Source organism: Pedobacter cryoconitis (assembly GCF_003259615.1).
GTDB lineage: Bacteria > Bacteroidota > Bacteroidia > Sphingobacteriales > Sphingobacteriaceae > Pedobacter > Pedobacter cryoconitis.
In genome coordinates, this window is record NZ_QLLR01000008.1 from 13,165 (window position 1) to 30,183 (window position 17,019).

General features: G+C 40.3%; 13 protein-coding genes. 11 read left to right on the forward strand and 2 right to left on the reverse strand.

Translation table 11 applies throughout. The features are described 5' to 3' along the window. The 11 genes from LY11_RS10370 (at window position 1) to LY11_RS10420 (ending at window position 13,993) form a co-directional block, all read left to right on the forward strand. Window positions 1–1,458 carry a UDP-N-acetylmuramoyl-L-alanyl-D-glutamate--2,6-diaminopimelate ligase gene (locus tag LY11_RS10370; RefSeq protein ID WP_111633643.1) on the forward strand — a complete coding sequence of 486 codons (1,458 nt, stop codon included), beginning with the start codon at window positions 1–3 and terminating at the stop codon, window positions 1,456–1,458. Further along, window positions 1,458–2,705: a phospho-N-acetylmuramoyl-pentapeptide-transferase gene (gene mraY, locus LY11_RS10375; RefSeq protein ID WP_111633644.1), complete on the forward strand. Its 1,248-nt coding sequence runs from the start codon at window positions 1,458–1,460 to the stop codon at window positions 2,703–2,705. Before LY11_RS10370 ends, mraY begins: the two co-directional genes overlap by 1 nt. Next, window positions 2,705–4,048 (forward strand): UDP-N-acetylmuramoyl-L-alanine--D-glutamate ligase, encoded by a 1,344-nt coding sequence (murD, locus tag LY11_RS10380; protein ID WP_111633645.1) that lies wholly within the window; start codon window positions 2,705–2,707, stop codon window positions 4,046–4,048. Before mraY ends, murD begins: the two co-directional genes overlap by 1 nt. A gap of 2 nt (window positions 4,049–4,050) precedes the next feature. Continuing rightward, entirely contained in the window at window positions 4,051–5,259 is a 1,209-nt protein-coding gene (locus LY11_RS10385; RefSeq protein ID WP_111633646.1) for an FtsW/RodA/SpoVE family cell cycle protein, read from the forward strand. A gap of 10 nt (window positions 5,260–5,269) precedes the next feature. After that, window positions 5,270–6,382, forward strand: a complete 1,113-nt coding sequence (murG, locus tag LY11_RS10390; RefSeq protein ID WP_111633647.1) for an undecaprenyldiphospho-muramoylpentapeptide beta-N-acetylglucosaminyltransferase — start codon at window positions 5,270–5,272, stop codon at window positions 6,380–6,382. Then, a complete protein-coding gene (murC, locus tag LY11_RS10395; protein ID WP_111633648.1) occupies window positions 6,383–7,738 on the forward strand; it encodes a UDP-N-acetylmuramate--L-alanine ligase in 1,356 nt (451 codons plus the stop codon). It abuts the gene before it with no gap. Continuing rightward, on the forward strand, window positions 7,731–8,987 hold the full coding sequence (locus tag LY11_RS10400; RefSeq protein ID WP_245952704.1) for a cell division protein FtsQ: 1,257 nt from the start codon (window positions 7,731–7,733) through the stop codon (window positions 8,985–8,987). The genes murC and LY11_RS10400 overlap by 8 nt, the downstream gene beginning before the upstream one ends. Before the next feature lie 27 nt (window positions 8,988–9,014). Continuing rightward, on the forward strand, window positions 9,015–10,376 hold the full coding sequence (gene ftsA / locus LY11_RS10405; RefSeq protein WP_068395018.1) for a cell division protein FtsA: 1,362 nt from the start codon (window positions 9,015–9,017) through the stop codon (window positions 10,374–10,376). A gap of 129 nt (window positions 10,377–10,505) precedes the next feature. Continuing rightward, a complete protein-coding gene (gene ftsZ, locus LY11_RS10410; RefSeq protein ID WP_111633649.1) occupies window positions 10,506–12,137 on the forward strand; it encodes a cell division protein FtsZ in 1,632 nt (543 codons plus the stop codon). 173 nt (window positions 12,138–12,310) lie between these two features. Further along, a complete protein-coding gene (locus tag LY11_RS10415) occupies window positions 12,311–13,552 on the forward strand; it encodes an aminotransferase class I/II-fold pyridoxal phosphate-dependent enzyme (protein WP_111633650.1) in 1,242 nt (413 codons plus the stop codon). A gap of 261 nt (window positions 13,553–13,813) precedes the next feature. Further along, a complete protein-coding gene (locus LY11_RS10420) occupies window positions 13,814–13,993 on the forward strand; it encodes a histone H1 (RefSeq protein WP_068395023.1) in 180 nt (59 codons plus the stop codon). Window positions 13,994–14,065: 72 nt separating this feature from the next. Here LY11_RS10420 and dapA read toward each other — a convergent pair whose 3' ends face one another. Together dapA and ligA are read right to left on the reverse strand one after the other, a co-directional pair. Continuing rightward, a complete protein-coding gene (dapA, locus tag LY11_RS10425) occupies window positions 14,066–14,947 on the reverse strand; it encodes a 4-hydroxy-tetrahydrodipicolinate synthase (RefSeq protein ID WP_111633651.1) in 882 nt (293 codons plus the stop codon). A 4-nt stretch (window positions 14,948–14,951) separates the two neighbouring features. Further along, window positions 14,952–16,970 (reverse strand): NAD-dependent DNA ligase LigA, encoded by a 2,019-nt coding sequence (gene ligA, locus LY11_RS10430; protein WP_111633652.1) that lies wholly within the window; start codon window positions 16,968–16,970, stop codon window positions 14,952–14,954. Window positions 16,971–17,019 lie beyond the last annotated feature (49 nt).

Below are 17,019 nucleotides of genomic sequence, written 5' to 3' on the forward strand. Positions count from 1 at the left end.
ATGCAGTTGCAGGATGTTTTATATGGAGTGGCGATTAAAAACCTGGTTGGAAAAACCAACAGGGTAATTAGTGCGCTTACGTTTGACTCACGTGAGGTACAGCAAGGTGCTGTATTTTTTGCGGTAAAGGGAACTTTATCAGACGGACATACTTTTATTAACCAGACTATTGCTGCAGGGGCAACAGTTATTATTTGTGAAGAGATACCAGCAGAGGTAAACCCTGAGGTAACTTATATCGTGGTAGAAAATACTTCGGTAGCTTTGGGGATTATGGCTTCCAATTATTATGGAAACCCTTCTTCTTCGTTGAAACTGGTTGGGATTACCGGAACAAATGGTAAAACAACTATTGCAACTATTTTATTTAAGTTATTCAGAAGCCTTGGTTTCCATACCGGATTAATTTCTACGGTACAAAATCAGATCAATGATAAAATCATTGCGGCGACACATACTACACCAAATCCATTGGCGCTGAACCAGCTGCTGAAGCAAATGGTTGAGCTGGGTTGCACTTACTGCTTTATGGAAGTAAGTTCTCATGCGATGGTGCAGCACAGGATAGAGGGATTGACTTTTGCAGGTGGTGTATTTTCAAACATCACACACGATCACCTTGATTTTCATAAAACGTTTGACAATTATATTAAAGCTAAGAAATCATTTTTTGATGACCTGCCAAAAGGTTCTTTCGCACTGACCAATGCTGATGATAAAAACGGAATGGTGATGCTTCAGAATACGAAGGCTTCTAAAAAGACCTATGCTTTAAAGCAACTGGCTGATTATAAAGTAAGCATTATTGAAAACAGGTTCAGTGGTCTGAATCTTGAAATTGACCATACTGATGTGTTTTTCAAATTGGTAGGTTCATTTAATGCGTATAACCTGGCTGCCGTTTATGGTACAGCGATGTTATTAGGGCAGGACAAACTCCAGGTATTAACGCTATTGAGCAACTTAACTGGTGCTGAAGGCAGATTTGAAGAAGTACCTAATTCAAAACAGATCATTGGTCTGGTGGATTATGCACATACCCCCGATGCTGTTCAGAATGTATTGAGTACGATTCATGACATCAGAAAGGGTACAGAACAGGTAATTACGGTAATTGGTTGCGGTGGGGACAGAGATAAAACTAAACGACCGGTAATGGCACAGGTAGCTTGTGACTGGAGTGATAAAGTGATCCTGACTTCGGACAATCCAAGAACGGAAGACGCGCATCAGATTCTGGCTGATATGGAAGCTGGGGTATCACCAACTAACCGAAGAAAAACATTAACGATCGCAGATCGTAAAGAAGCTATAAAAACAGCTTGTCATTTAGCCAGGCCAGGTGATATTATCCTGATTGTGGGTAAAGGGCATGAAAAATACCAGGATATAAATGGAATAAAGTATCATTTTGATGATAAAGAAGTGTTAATGGAACAATTAAACTTAATCAGCTAATGCTATATTATCTATTTGAATATTTAAACGCACATTACGAATTTCCTGGATTAAGGTTGTTCCAGTATATTACGTTCCGTACTTCACTGGCGATTATCATTTCGTTGATCATTACTACTGTTTTTGGAAGAAGGATTATCAATTATCTGCACAAAATGCAGGTAGGGGAAACAGTAAGGAATTTAGGTTTGGAAGGACAAATGCAGAAACAAGGCACGCCGACTATGGGTGGGGTAATGATTCTGATGGGTATCCTGATCCCAACTTTATTATTGGCCAACCTGACCAATGTATACGTGTTACTGATGATTGTCACTACGGTATGGATGGGCGCGGTAGGTTTTGTGGATGATTATATTAAAGTATTCAAGAAAAATAAAGAGGGGCTTGCTGGAAGGTTTAAAATTGTCGGACAGGTAGGATTAGCTTTAATCATTGGCTGGACGATGTATTTCAATCCTAATATCGTGGTGAGACAAACTGTGGATGAAACCGGGGTGAGCAAAAATGCGGCACCAATGGTCCTGAGACAAAAAGGAGAGAAGTTCTATTATACGCAGGATGTTAAATCAACGATTACCAATATTCCTTTTTATAAAAATAATGAGTTCGATTATGCCAAGGTACTTAAGTTTTTAGGTCCTGGTTATGAGAAATATGCGGTTTTTGTTTTTATCCTTTTTGTAGTGATTATCATTACGGCGGTTTCTAACGGCGCGAATTTAACGGATGGGATAGATGGTCTGGCTACGGGTACTTCTGCGATTATAGGGATTACACTGGGTTTACTGGCCTATGTTTCGGGTAACACGGTGATTGCCGATTACCTGAATATCTTATATATCCCAAATTCCGGTGAGCTGATGATTTTTGCGGGTGCCTTTGTGGGTGCTTGTGTCGGGTTCTTATGGTACAATTCTTATCCTGCGCAGGTTTTTATGGGCGATACAGGAAGTCTGGCTATTGGAGGTATCATCGCTGCGCTGGCGATTATGATCAGAAAAGAATTGCTGATCCCGATTTTATGCGGGGTATTCCTGATCGAGGTGACTTCGGTTATGCTGCAGGTATCTTATTTTAAATATACTAAAAAGCGCTTTGGAGAGGGTAAAAGGATCTTCCTGATGTCGCCGCTGCACCACCATTATCAGAAAAAAGGATACCATGAAGCGAAAATTGTTACGCGCTTCTGGATTGTAGGAATATTATTGGCCATCATCACCATAATCACTTTAAAACTGAGGTAATGGAAAAGCAAAGGATCGTCATACTTGGAGCTGGTGAAAGCGGTGTAGGTGCAGCAATTCTTGCGCAAAAGCAGGGCTTTGATGTTTTTGTTTCAGATTTCGGGGCAATTGCAGACCGGTATAAAGAAACATTGGTGGAACTGAATATTGCATTTGAGGAGAAGCAGCATACGGTTGCTTTGATTATTAATGCAAACGAGGTGATTAAAAGCCCTGGTATTGCTGATTCGGTGGCGATTATCAAAGAGCTGAAAAAGAAAAATATTCCGGTGATCTCAGAAATTGAGTTTGCTAAAAGATATACAACAGCAAAAACGATCTGTATTACCGGATCAAATGGTAAAACAACAACCACGATGCTGACTTACCATATCCTTAAAAAAGCGGGCTTGAATGTAGGCCTTGCCGGTAATATAGGACATAGTTTTGCAGCACAGGTAGCTACAGAGAATTTCGATTGGTATGTACTGGAAATATCGAGCTTTATGCTGGACGATATGTATGATTTCAGAGCTGATATCGCTGTACTTTTAAACATTACGCCTGACCATCTGGACAGGTACGATTACAAAATGACAAATTACGCAGCTTCAAAAATGCGTATCGTACAGAATCAGCGACCTGAAGATCATTTTATCTTTTGTGCCGATGATGAAGAAACCCTGAAAGCTTTAAAAAGCACGAAGGTGAATTCACAGAAATGCCCTTTTTCTATTCGTAAAAAAGTAGATGGCGGAGCTTATCTGGAAGGCAACAATATTCATATCAATATAAATCCAAAAGACCATTTAACCATGTCAATTTCAGAGTTAGCTTTACAAGGCAAGCACAATATCTACAACTCTATGGCTTCGGGCATAGTCGCTAAAGTGTTGGAAATCCGCAATGCGACCATCAGAGAGAGTATGGGTGATATTAAAAATATTGAACACCGGTTGGAGCATGTTGCCAAGATTTCTGGTGTGGATTATATCAATGATTCAAAAGCTACCAATGTGAACTCTACCTGGTATGCGCTGGAAAGTGTAAATACAGACGTGATCCTGATTATGGGTGGTGTGGATAAGGGTAATGATTATGATATGCTGAAAGACCTGGTGAAGCAAAAAGTGAAAGCTATTGTTTGCCTGGGTAAAAATAATAAACGTATTCACGAAGCTTTTGAGGATGATGTGGAAATTATTGTCAATACGTTCTCTGCAAATGAAGCGGTACAGGTAGCTTATCACCTGGCAACAAAAGGGAATACCGTGTTGTTGTCACCAGCTTGTGCAAGTTTTGATTTGTTTAAGAATTATGAAGACCGTGGAAACCAATTCAAAATGGCTGTAAAAGAATTATAACAATGGGTACAGTACAGGCGCTTTTAGAGAAAACCAAAGGGGACCGCTGGATATGGCTGATCATAATCCTGTTGTCTCTGATCTCTATTTTTGCGGTTTATAGTGCAACTGGAACACTTGCTTATAAACAGGGCAAAACTGTAGAGAAAATACTGCTCACCAAACACTTGATTTTTGTGGTGATGGGGATTGGTATGATCTATATTGCGCATTTAGTGGATTATCAATACTATGCCGGGATTTCAAAGATCCTGATGATTATTACGATTCCGCTGTTGTTTTATACGCTGGTTTTTGGAACGAGCCTGAATGATGCTTCCAGGTGGGTTAAGATTCCTATTATCGGATTGACTTTCCAAACGTCCGATTTAGCAAAATTAGCCTTGATTACGTTTCTGGCCAGGATGCTGACCAAGAAACAGGAAAATATTAAAGATGTAAAGACTTCCTTTATCCCGATTATGGGGTCGGTTTGTGTGGTTTTTGTTTTGATTGCATTAGCCAATTTATCAACAGCGCTGATGTTGTTTGGGGTAAGTATCTTATTGTTAATTATAGGCCGGATCAGTATTAAACAAATACTGGTGGTTTGTGCGGGTGGTTTTGTACTGCTGATGTTTGTCGTTTTCCTTGGGCCAAGACGTGAGACTTATAAATCACGTGTGAACTCTTATTTGCATCCGGAGGCTCAGCATTCAGATAAAACTTACCAGGCAGATCAGGCGAAGATTGCATTGGCATCGGGAGGGATCTTTGGAAAAGGGCCGGGGAATAGTACCCAGCGTAATTTCCTGCCTCACCCATATTCGGATTTTATCTTCGCAATTATCGTGGAGGAATATGGTTTGTTCGGGGCATTGATCATTATCGTGCTGTACCTGGTACTGCTTTATCGATGCGTCAGGATTGTGACGCAGAGTCCGAAGGCCTTTGGAGCACTGCTCGCCGCCGGACTGAGTTTTAGTCTGACAATACAGGCTTTTGCAAATATGGCAGTAGCCGTAGGTTTAGGACCCGTAACTGGTGTCCCTTTGCCGTTAGTAAGCATGGGTGGTACTTCGATGATCTTCACGAGTATTGCTTTTGGAATTATCCTGAGCGTAAGCAGGGATGTAGAAGAGAATGGTAAAAAAGGGTTAAGTGAAGATTTGGCTAAACCAGCTGTTAAAGTAAATAAAGTGATTGTAGGTGAATTACCGGCAATGACATAAAATATATAGAATGAAACCAACAAAAATAATCATTTCAGGTGGCGGTACTGGCGGACACATTTTTCCTGCCATTGCGATCGCGAATGCGCTCAAACGCATAGAGCCTGAGTGTGAAATATTATTTGTAGGTGCGACAGGCAGAATGGAAATGGAAAAAGTTCCTGCTGCCGGGTACAAAATCGTAGGCTTGAATATCAGCGGAATCCAAAGGGGATCAATACTCAAAAATCTGAGTTTGCCTTTTAAACTGGTTGACAGCATGCAGAAAGCATTGAAGCTGATTGCAACCTTTAAGCCTGATGTGGTAGTAGGAGTTGGTGGTTATGCTTCGGGGCCGGTTTTATTTGCAGCTTCCTGGAAAAATGTTCCATACCTGATACAAGAGCAGAATTCATATGCGGGTATGACCAACAAAAGACTAGGGAAAAAGGCTTCGAAAATATGTGTGGCTTTCGATGGAATGGAGCAGTTTTTTCCGGCTGACCGTATCTTAAAAACGGGTAATCCGGTACGTAAAGATGTAGTCGAGATTTACAATAAACGTTTCCACGGATCGGAATTGCTGAAACTGGACCCGTTGAAGAAAACTATTTTGGTGACAGGCGGAAGCCTTGGTGCAGCCACATTGAATAAAAGTATTGAAAAGCATTTGCAGGATTTTATAGATCAGGATGTACAGTTAATCTGGCAAACAGGTAAATATTATTATGCAGGAATTATGGAACGTCTTGGCGGAAGTTTTCATCCGAATGTGCGTATCCTGGAATTCCTGAACCAGATGGATCTGGCTTATGCAGCTGCCGATGTAATTATATCAAGAGCAGGAGCGGGAACAATTGCTGAACTCTGCCTGATCAAAAAACCGGTAATCCTGGTGCCTTCGCCTAATGTGGCTGAAGATCATCAGACTAAAAATGCGATGGCATTAGTGAAAAGGAATGCAGCCCTTTTAATCAATGATCGCTCTGCGGAGGATACTTTGGTTACGCAGGCGCTGGAATTATTAAAAGATGAAGCTCGTTGTGAACAGCTTTCGGTGAATATCGCTGAAATGGCCTTGCCACAAGCGGATGAGCTGATTGCAAGAGAAGTATTTAAACTAGCAGTAAAGAAAGATATATAAATGGAACTGGATTTAATCAAACGCGTTTATTTTATTGGTGCCGGTGGTATCGGAATGAGTGCGCTTGCGCGGTATTTTAAAAAACGCGGCTGCCAGGTTGGCGGATATGATAAAACCCGGACTGTTTTAACGAGTCACCTGGAGGAGGAAGGAATTCTGATTTCTTATGTGGACGAGCTGAGTACATTGCCTTCGGAATTTGAAGTGACAACGGCGGATACGCTGATTGTATATACACCGGCGATTCCTAAAGATTCGGTATTGCTGAATTATTTCAGGGATAACGGTTTCAATTTACAGAAACGTTCCCAGGTACTGGGGATCATCAGTAAAGGACAATTTTGTATTGCTGTTGCGGGTACGCACGGTAAAACAACAACTTCTTCTATTGTAGCCCATATTCTGACGGATACTGGTTATGGATGTACTGCGTTTTTAGGCGGAATTGCGACGAACTATCAAAGTAACTTCCTGCTGGGCGACAACAATGTCGTGGTAGTGGAAGCAGACGAGTACGATCGTTCTTTTTTAACCTTGCACCCGGATATTGCAGTGATTACTTCTATGGATGCAGATCACCTGGATATTTACGGGGATGCTGAACAATTACAGGAGTCATTTCAGTTGTTTGCAAAACAGCTGAAGCCTGAGGGTACTTTGTTCTTTAAACAAGGATTACCGATTGCGCAGGGAATAACTTATGGTAGTGATACTGATGCTGCTGTTCAAGCTTTAAATATCAGGGTAGAGGCCGGGAATTTTGTTTTTGATTATCAGGATGAAAAAGTGAGTATTACGGATATACCGTTGATGCTTCCTGGCAAACATAACGTGGAAAATGCTACAGTTGCAATAGCAGCAGCGCTTAAATTAGGAATTGACCCTGTTAAAGTAAAGGCTGCCGTTGCGAATTTTAAAGGGGTAAAAAGACGCTTTGAATATGTGGTCCGTGAGGATAAACACATTTATATTGATGACTATGCACATCATCCGGAAGAGTTACGTGCTTGTTTTCATGCGGTAAGACAATTGTATCCGGATAAGAAGATGACTGTTGTTTTTCAGCCGCACCTTTTTAGCCGTACACGTGATTTTGCAACTGATTTTGCAGAGGTTTTAAGCACGGCTGATGAATTGTTGCTGCTGGATATATACCCGGCCAGAGAGTTACCGATGGAAGGAATAACTTCAGCATTTTTAAAAGCAAAATTAACGCTTGAAAACAGCGGAGTTTATTCGAAAGATGAAGTGCTGGAATATGTAAAGGAAAATCAGCCTGAGTTATTGGTTACTGTGGGCGCAGGAGATATTGATACTTTGATTCAACCGTTAAAAAAGATTTTGACCCATGTTTAAAAGGATCGACTGGAAATTTGTTTTCAAATGTTTTGCCTGGATATTTTGTCTTGGCGGAATAGTTACCCTGATGAGCTTTGTTTCGGTAAAAAAACATACAGTTAACATAACGAATGTAAAAATTCTTATTCCTGGAGCAGATAATTTTATCGAAAGAGAAGAAATTGATGCGATATTGAAACAGAGCCAGGGGCAGTTAATCGGGCGTAAACTAGAAGAGATTAACCTGCATGCAATTGAAGAAAAAATTAAGTCAAATCCTTATATAGCATTGTCTACAGTTTATGCAGATATGGACGGTGTAATTCATATTGAAATTAGTCAGAGACAACCTTTATTGAGAATTATCAGTTCTAGCGGACAAGATTTTTATATTGATAAGAATGGACTTAAAATGCCTGTGTCTCCGAACTTTACGGCAAACGTAGTGGTGGCAAATGGTAAGATTTTAGAGCATTTTAGTGGCAGGGTGGATACCTTGATTACCAAGATGGCCTCAGATTTGTACAAAACGGCATTATTTTTGAAAAAAGATACGTTGTGGGACTCACAAATTGAACAAATATTTGTTAATGATAAAGATGATATTGAATTGATACCAAGAGTGGGTAACCAGCGTATCATTTTAGGGAATGCAGATTCTCTTCAAACGAAAATGACCAATCTGATGACCTTTTATAAAGAGGCCATGCCGAAGGTAGGTTGGGACACTTATAAAACCATCAACATAAAATACACGAATCAGATTGTTTGTGAAAAGAACAACATGGATTCCATATTGGGGTCAGGTGGCAGAGCTAAGCCTGCAAAACCAACTATTGCTTCAGCAAAAAAAGTAATGGATTCGCTGGTAAGGGCTGAGGTTGCTGCAGAGCTCCGGAATAATCCGCAGGGACTTCAGGACGGTGAACCGGGAGAGAGAGTAAGTGCCCCGGCTGTAGTGAAAGCTATACCAAAACCAGGGATGGTGATCCATAAACCGGCAAAGGTTATCCATCAGCCGGCAAAAGTTGCAGCAGTGAAGCCGGAACATAAAGCTGTGAAAACAGCGCATAAACCAGCTAAAACTACGGAACATAAACCGGTGGTGAAGCCGGAAAAGAAGTGGGTGAAGCCTGAGCATAAGCCGGTGAAAGCCGAAGCCAAACCAGTAAAGGCCGTCATTAAGTCAGCTGAAGTAAAACCAGCGAAAGCTAAAGTGACAGCAAAACCAGTAAAGACAACAAAACACACCAGTGATAATAATTAGTATATAATTCGACAAATAAATATAGTTATGGGCAAAGAAAAAACCACCGTTCAGTCTCCAATTGTAGTGGGATTGGACATCGGTACCACAAAAATCTGTGTGATAGTTGGTCGCAGAACACAGCATGGCAAGATTGAGGTTTTGGGTATTGGGAAAGCAGAGTCTGCGGGCGTAACCCGTGGTGTGGTTTCCAACATACAGAAAACTGTACAGGGTATTTCACAGGCCGTTGAATTGGCGAGCGGTCAGTCCAATGTGGAAGTACGTGTAGTAAATGTTGGTATTGCAGGTCAGCATATCAAGAGTTTACAACACCGTGGAATCCTGACAAGAAGAGAACTGAATAATGAGATCAGTAAAAAAGATCTGGATAAGTTAATTGATGATATGTTCAAACTGGTTATGCCCCCGGGAGAAGAGATCATCCATGTACTGCCTCAGGAATTTACTGTCGATAATGAACCAGGAGTTAAAGATCCGATCGGTATGGCGGGTGTTCGTTTAGAAGCGAATTTCCATATCATTTCAGGTCAGGTAACTGCGGTTAAAAATATCATGAGGTGTGTAACCAATGCTGGTTTACAAACTCAGGAACTGATTTTAGAGCCGCTTGCGTCTTCTGAATCTGTTTTAAGTGATGAAGAAAAAGAAGCTGGAATTGCTTTAGTGGATATAGGTGGTGGCACTACTGATATTGCTATTTTCCATGAAGGTATTATCCGCCATACAGCGGTTATCCCTTTCGGTGGAAATAGTGTGACTGAAGATATTCGTGAAGGCTGTTCGGTGATGAGAAATCAGGCTGAACTGTTGAAAACACGTTTCGGTTCTGCTTTAGCTGAAGAAAATAAAGAAAATGAAATTATTTGTGTACCAGGTCTGCGTGGCAGAGAACCAAAAGAAATTTCAGTAAAAAACCTTGCTTATGTGATCCAGGCCCGTATGGAAGAAATCATTGAGCACGTTTATTATGAGATTAAATCTTCTGGTTATGAGAAAAAACTAATCGGTGGTGTAGTAATTACCGGTGGCGGAGCGTTATTAAAGCACCTCTCTCAATTGGTTGAATATGTTACAGGACTGGATTGTCGTGTAGGTTATCCGAATGAACATTTGTCGAAATATGAGGATATGCCAAAAACTATTTATGATGACCTGAAAAGCCCGATGTACGCGACCAGTGTTGGCTTGCTGATTAAAGGAATTCAAAAGGCTGAAGAGTTGATTGAAGAGTTAAAGCAGCCTGGTGTTTATGTCGAAAGACCAGCAGTTGTAAAAGATAAAGTGAAACGCCCGGGAGGTGGATTATTTGATAAGTTACTGGCAAAAACCAAGGATTTCATCAAAGACGACATGAACGTAAGCGATGAGGATTATATAAAACCGTAATATTTATCCACAATGGACGATTTTTCCACATTTTAAACACTTGTGGAAAACGTGTGTTGAAAAAGTGTTAATATTACAATGAGAGATGAACAGGTAAAACCAATTTTTAAGTAACTGATTCATAAATATATGTATTTTGAAATGTTAAAAGATAAGTCATCAATCATCAAGGTAATTGGTGTTGGTGGCGGTGGTGGTAATGCGGTTAACCATATGTACCGTCAAGGAATTGCAGGTGTAGACTTTATAATCTGTAACACTGATGCCCAGGCATTGGAGTTCAGCCCTATACCGAATAAAGTACAGTTGGGTGCAAGTTTAACCGAGGGAATGGGTGCAGGCTCAATTCCGGAAGTGGGGAAAAATTCGGCTATTGAGAATATAGACGATATCAAAAGCATGTTAGGCAGTACTACAAAAATGCTGTTTATTACTGCGGGTATGGGTGGTGGAACAGGTACGGGTGCTAGTCCCATCATTGCGCAGGCAGCGAAGGAACTTGACATTTTAACTGTTGCTATTATCACAACCCCTTTCTCTTTCGAAGGTAAAAGACGTAAAATGCAGGCTGAAGACGGTCTGGATGAACTGAAGAAATATGTAGATTCTTATCTGGTTATTTCCAATGATCGTTTACGTGAAATATTTGGTAACCTGACTTTAGGTTCCGCTTTCGCACAGGCAGATGATATTTTGACTACTGCGGCAAAAGGTATTGCCGAAATCATAACGGTTCCGGGTTATATCAACGTGGATTTCAAGGATGTGCGTACAGTGATGAAAGACAGCGGTGTTTCTATCATGGGTAGTTTTGCCTGTGAGGGTGAAAATCGTGCTTTGAGTGCTGTTGAAGGTGCATTAGCTTCTCCGCTGTTGAAAGACAACGAGATTGAAGGTGCAAGGTACATCCTGTTGAACATCAGTTCTGGTTTGAAAGAGGTGACGATGGATGAAGTTGCTATTATCACGGATTATATCCAGGATAAGGCTGGTTTAACCGCAGATTTAATCTGGGGTAACTGTATTGACGAAAACCTGGGTGAAAAACTTTCTGTAACAATTATTGCCACTGGGTTCCAGACTACGGAACAACGTGCACACGATAAAAAGAACGTAAAGAAAATTTCTTTATTAACTCCTGAAGAAGCTCCGCTGGTAAAACCATTAGAACCTGTTAACTCTTTTATTGAGCCAAAAGCAGGTGCTTATACGAATGAGCCGGTAATGAAACTGAAAGATGATCTGAAACAGTCTGATCTTTTCGGTGACATGTACAGCGGAAACAGAAATAGAAGAGACGATGCTGATAACGGCATCATCAGACATACTTTAGTAGAAGAGGAATCTACACCTGCTGAAAATAAACAGGAAGCAGGAACTGATTTTGAATTGAAAACATCAGAAACTGATTTTGTTTTTGAAGCACCTAAATCAAATTATAACGAACCTGCTGCTGCTCAGCAGGAAGAAGTAGTTGTACCTGGTCTGGATGATGACAAAAGCGATGAGTCTATTGAAGATCAGCTGAAAAAATCTAAAGAAAGAATCATGAGGCTGAAAGATCTGAGCATGAAATTGCGTACAACCAATGGATTGCAGGAGCTTGAAAACGAACCTGCTTATAAACGTAAACAAACACAATTGACACAGGTACAGCATTCTTCGGAATCGCAGGTGTCAAGGTTTACTTTAAGCAATGATGAAGAGGGGAGTACAGAGATCAGACCTAACAATTCATTCCTTCACGATAACGTTGATTAATCAACCGGTATAAGAAAAATAATTAAAAGCCTTAACAATGAATTGTTAAGGCTTTTTTGGCATAATAATGGATTACTGGACAGCGGGATTACTGGTTTTTGGGCAATCTTGTATTTCAGCCCCAGAAAGCTTAAATTTGCATAAAATAATAAGACAACTTAAAGACAGATACATTGGATATTTTTGAAAAGATAGCAAAGCATATGGGCCCGCTTGGGCAACACCAAAAATGGTCACATGGATATTTTTCCTTTCCGAAGTTAGAAGGAGCCATTGCGCCGCATATGAATTTTCGGGGTAAAGAACATTTGGTTTGGAGTTTAAATAACTATCTGGGATTAGCTAATCACCCGGAAGTAAGAGAAGCGGATTCAAAAGGTGCAGCAGATTTTGGGATGGCTTACCCGATGGGTGCCAGAATGATGTCTGGAAACTCTAAATATCATGAGCAATTAGAACAGGAGCTTGCAGAATTTGTGGGTAAACCTGACGCATTCCTGTTAAACTATGGTTACCAGGGAATGTTATCTATCATTGACTGCCTGGTAGACAGAAATGATGTGATCGTTTATGATGGAGAATGCCATGCTTGTATTATCGATGGTTTGCGTCTTCATTTAGGTAAACGTTTTGTTTATAAACACAATGATATTGACAGTGCCCGTAAACAACTGGAACGTGCTACTAAATTAGTAGACAGCTCTGGCGGAGGTATTCTTGTAATTACTGAAGGTGTTTTCGGGATGTCAGGTGCGCAGGGTAAACTGAAGGAAATTATTGAATTGAAAAAAGATTTCAATTTCCGTTTGTTAATCGATGATGCACATGGATTCGGTACGATGGGTAAAACTGGTGCCGGAACTCATGAAGAGCAGGATTGTATTGAAGGAGTTGACATTTATTTCGGAACATTTGCAAAGTCAATGGCTGGAATTGGTGCTTTTGTTGCCTCTTCAGAAGAAATAACTAATTTCTTCCGGTATAACATGCGTTCTCAGACTTTTGCGAAAGCTTTGCCAATGCCAATGGTAATTGGTTTATTAAAGCGCTTAGAATTGCTTAAAAACAATCCTGAGCTGAGAGAAAAACTCTGGAATATAGCAACTACGCTGCAGAAAGGATTAAGAGCACGTGGTTTTGATTTAGGGATTACCAATACCATGGTTACCCCTGTATTCTTAAAAGGTGAATTGTTACAGGCTACCGCATTGACAATGGATCTTCGTGAGAACTATAGCATCTTCTGTTCGATTGTAGTGTATCCGGTTATCCCTAAGGGCTTAATTGAACTGAGATTGATACCAACTGCAATGCACACTTTAGAAGACGTTGAGCGTACGCTGGAAGCTTTCAGTGAAGTTGCTGACAAGCTGAAAAGCGGCTATTATAATGACAATAAGTTCAGCCCGGAATAGCTGATTTCTATAAAACAAAAAAGGCCCTTCACATAACTGTGAAGGGCCTTTTTTGTTTTGCTTATTTTGTATCTTATTGTTTTTCAACGATATATCTTATATTTTTTGATGAATTTGTGAATAACCATGCTTTTTGTGGATAAAAACAGCGTTTTACAGGTCCCAATTGTGCTGTTAATCTTTCATTTATTAGAATAAAGCGCTTACATTAGTAATTGAGTATTAATCAACCCTAAAAAATAAACCAAAAGGTAATTAGAAATGAAAAAATTTGATGAGTTAAAGAAGCTTGTTACCACATTAGAAGCTGATGCAGACAAGTTTTACAACAAAGCCAACAGTGCTGCCGGAACGCGTGTACGTAAAGGAATGCAGGATCTTAAAAACATAGCCCAGGCTATCCGTTTAGAGATTCAGGAAACCAAAAACAAAGAGGCTTAAACCAATTTCTTGTTTTGAATTTATAGCGCCCCGGTAATACCGGGGCGTTTTTTTTTGTTTAAGCTGGGAAGCTTATAAACTGATTTGTTTGATTTGAGTGCTGATCAGCTGAGCCAGGCGGCCAGATGCGGGTACTAATGGTAAACGTACCTGATCACCACAAACATTGAAATATTTTAAAGCAGCTTTAATTCCTGCAGGGTTACCTTCTTCGAAAACTAACCTGGTGAATTCCACTACATTCAGGTGCATAACCTGAGCCGCTTTGAAATTACCTTTCAGGCATAACCTGATCATTTCTGAGAATAAAAGAGGGAACGCATTTCCAACTACAGAAATTACACCTACAGCACCCAATGCAATCATTGGTAAGGCCACAGGGTCATCACCAGAGATCAATAAAAAATCTGACGGTTTATCTCTCATAATCTGGTTGAACTGATCAAAACTTCCAGAAGCTTCTTTGGTCCCGATTATATTTTTACAATCTACTGCTAAACGGCAGGTTGTTTCTGCACTTACGTTACTGGCTGTACGGCCAGGAACATTATACAGCAATACATCCAGGTCAGTAGACTCACTGATCGCTTTATAGTGCTGATATATTCCTTCTTGTGTAGGTTTATTGTAGTAAGGGCTTGCTGAAAGTATCGCGTCGTATCCTGAAGCATCAAATTCTTTGACCTCCTGAATAACTTCTGCTGTATTGTTACCGCCGATACCAGCGATCAATGGTAATCTGCCGTTATTTATTTCTGCTGTAAATGCCCAGATCTTCTTCTTTTCGTCCTTATTGAGTGTTGCTGTTTCACCTGTAGTACCTAAGGATACCAGGTATTCTACCTTCCCGTCAATCTGGTAGTTGATCAGTTTTTTCAAACCGTCGTAATCTACCGATCCGTCTGCGTTAAATGGTGTAACAAGAGCTACACCCGTTCCATGAAATTTGTTCATTTTTTTAATCTTTATTCAACATCTCTAATAAGTCGTTCTCCGAAATCAGGGGAACATTCAGCTTTTGGGCTTTCTCTAGTTTTGAGGGGCCCATATTATCGCCTGCAAGCAGGTAATTCAATTTAGCGGAAATGCTGCTTAATATCTTTCCGCCATTGTTTTCGATCAGATCTTTTAGTTCTTCTCTGCTATATTGCTCAAAAACTCCCGAAATTACGAATGTTTTTCCAGTTAATTTGTCACTATCCAGTGTTATTATCGTCTGGACAGTCTCAAATTGTAATCCATGTGCTTTTAACAGATTAATCTGATCAATATGAGCCTGTTTACTAAAGTATTCCAGGATACTTTCTGCGATACGTCCGCCAATTTCATCAATTGCTGTTAATTCTTCGAGCGTAGCGGCAATTAAGCGGTCAATATTCCCAGTTCCGATAGCTAATTTCCTGGCAACTGTTTCACCGACATACCTGATCCCCAAACCAAAAAGTACCTTTTCAAAAGGCATCTGTTTGGATAACTCTATGCCTTTTAACATATTTTCAATAGAACGCTCTCCGAATCTTTCTATATTCTTTAATTCTTCCGCTCTGTCTTTTAAAGTATATAAGTCACTGATGTGACCTAATAATCCTCTCTGGTAAAAAGATTCTATAGTCTCATCGCCCAATCCGTCAATATTCATGGCCTTTCTGGAAATGAAATGCTGAATTTTACCCACGATCTGCGGCCGGCAGCCTTCATCATTCAGGCAATAAAAAGCAACTTCACCTTCTTTACGAACCAGTGTAGTGCCGCATTCAGGGCAGATAACGGGGTAAATAACGGGTTGTGCACCTTCTTTTCTCTTTTCCAGGTTCACCTCTATGATCTTGGGAATAATTTCACCGCCTTTTTCTACAAATACACTGTCTCCAACGTGTAAGTCCAATCTTTCGATCTCGTTGGCATTGTGTAATGTAGCCCGCTTAACTGTTGTTCCGGCAAGTTGTACTGGTTTTAAATTCGCTACTGGAGTTACCGCGCCGGTACGTCCTACCTGGTAGCTTACGCTTTCCAGGATAGTTTCTACTTCTTGTGCTTTGTATTTATAAGAGATTGCCCAGCGTGGAGATTTGGCTGTAAAGCCTAGTTCTTGTTGCTGAGTAAAGCTATTTACTTTAATAACGATTCCGTCAATGTCATAGCTGAGTTTGAAACGTTCATTTTCCCAGGAATGGATAAATTCCAGTACTTCTTCAATATTGCTGCTCAGTTTGGTATGCTCAGAAACATGGAAACCCCATTTATTGAGTTCCTGCAAGCTTTCCCAGTGTGTTTTGGAATATTCTTTTTCAGTATGCAGGGAATAAAAGAAAGCGTCTAAAGGTCTTTTGGCGACTTCTTTAGGGTCCTGCATCTTTATAGTTCCTGAAGCGAAGTTCCGGGGATTGGCATAAGGTATTTCTCCGAGTTCTTCTCTTTCTTTGTTCAGCCTTTCAAAAGCTGCTTTGTGCATTAATATTTCTCCCCGGATTTCAAATAATGCAGGTGTATCTGCTTTTTTTAAATGGTGGGGGATATTGCTGATTGTTTTTACATTGGCAGTAACCTCATCACCTTTGGTTCCGTCTCCGCGGGTAACTGCTCTTAAGAGTTTGTTATCCTGGTAAGTCAGGCTAATAGAAAGTCCGTCGAATTTCAATTCGCATACGTATTCAAAATTATCTCCTATTGATTTTTTGATCCTTTCGTCAAAATCACGGAGATCCTGCTCATTATAGGTGTTACCCAAAGACAGCATTGGCCATCTGTGTTTAACGGTGACGAAGTTTTTAGTAATATCACCTCCAACTTTTAACGTCGGAGAATCAGGGTCTGCGAATTCGGGATGTTCTTTTTCAAGTTTTCCCAATTCTTCCAGTTTCTTGTCAAACTCGTAATCGGCAATGGTTGGCATTGCGAGTACATAATAATTATAACTGTGTTGGTTAAGTTCATGAACCAACGCGTCCATAGTGTCTTTAATAGTGGATAGCGACATAAGGCGAAGTTAGTAAATCGGCTGATTTGCTTGTTTATTTTGATTGTTT

Coding starts and splice junctions, on each gene's coding strand:
- mraY (WP_111633644.1), top strand. CDS start 1,458: ATGCTATATTATCTATTTGAATATTTAAACGCACATTACGAATTTCCT.
- ligA (WP_111633652.1), bottom strand. CDS start 16,970: ATGTCGCTATCCACTATTAAAGACACTATGGACGCGTTGGTTCATGAA.
- LY11_RS10400 (WP_245952704.1), top strand. CDS start 7,731: ATGTTTAAAAGGATCGACTGGAAATTTGTTTTCAAATGTTTTGCCTGG.
- murD (WP_111633645.1), top strand. CDS start 2,705: ATGGAAAAGCAAAGGATCGTCATACTTGGAGCTGGTGAAAGCGGTGTA.
- LY11_RS10385 (WP_111633646.1), top strand. CDS start 4,051: ATGGGTACAGTACAGGCGCTTTTAGAGAAAACCAAAGGGGACCGCTGG.
- LY11_RS10370 (WP_111633643.1), top strand. CDS start 1: ATGCAGTTGCAGGATGTTTTATATGGAGTGGCGATTAAAAACCTGGTT.
- ftsA (WP_068395018.1), top strand. CDS start 9,015: ATGGGCAAAGAAAAAACCACCGTTCAGTCTCCAATTGTAGTGGGATTG.
- murG (WP_111633647.1), top strand. CDS start 5,270: ATGAAACCAACAAAAATAATCATTTCAGGTGGCGGTACTGGCGGACAC.
- ftsZ (WP_111633649.1), top strand. CDS start 10,506: ATGTATTTTGAAATGTTAAAAGATAAGTCATCAATCATCAAGGTAATT.
- dapA (WP_111633651.1), bottom strand. CDS start 14,947: ATGAACAAATTTCATGGAACGGGTGTAGCTCTTGTTACACCATTTAAC.
- murC (WP_111633648.1), top strand. CDS start 6,383: ATGGAACTGGATTTAATCAAACGCGTTTATTTTATTGGTGCCGGTGGT.
- LY11_RS10420 (WP_068395023.1), top strand. CDS start 13,814: ATGAAAAAATTTGATGAGTTAAAGAAGCTTGTTACCACATTAGAAGCT.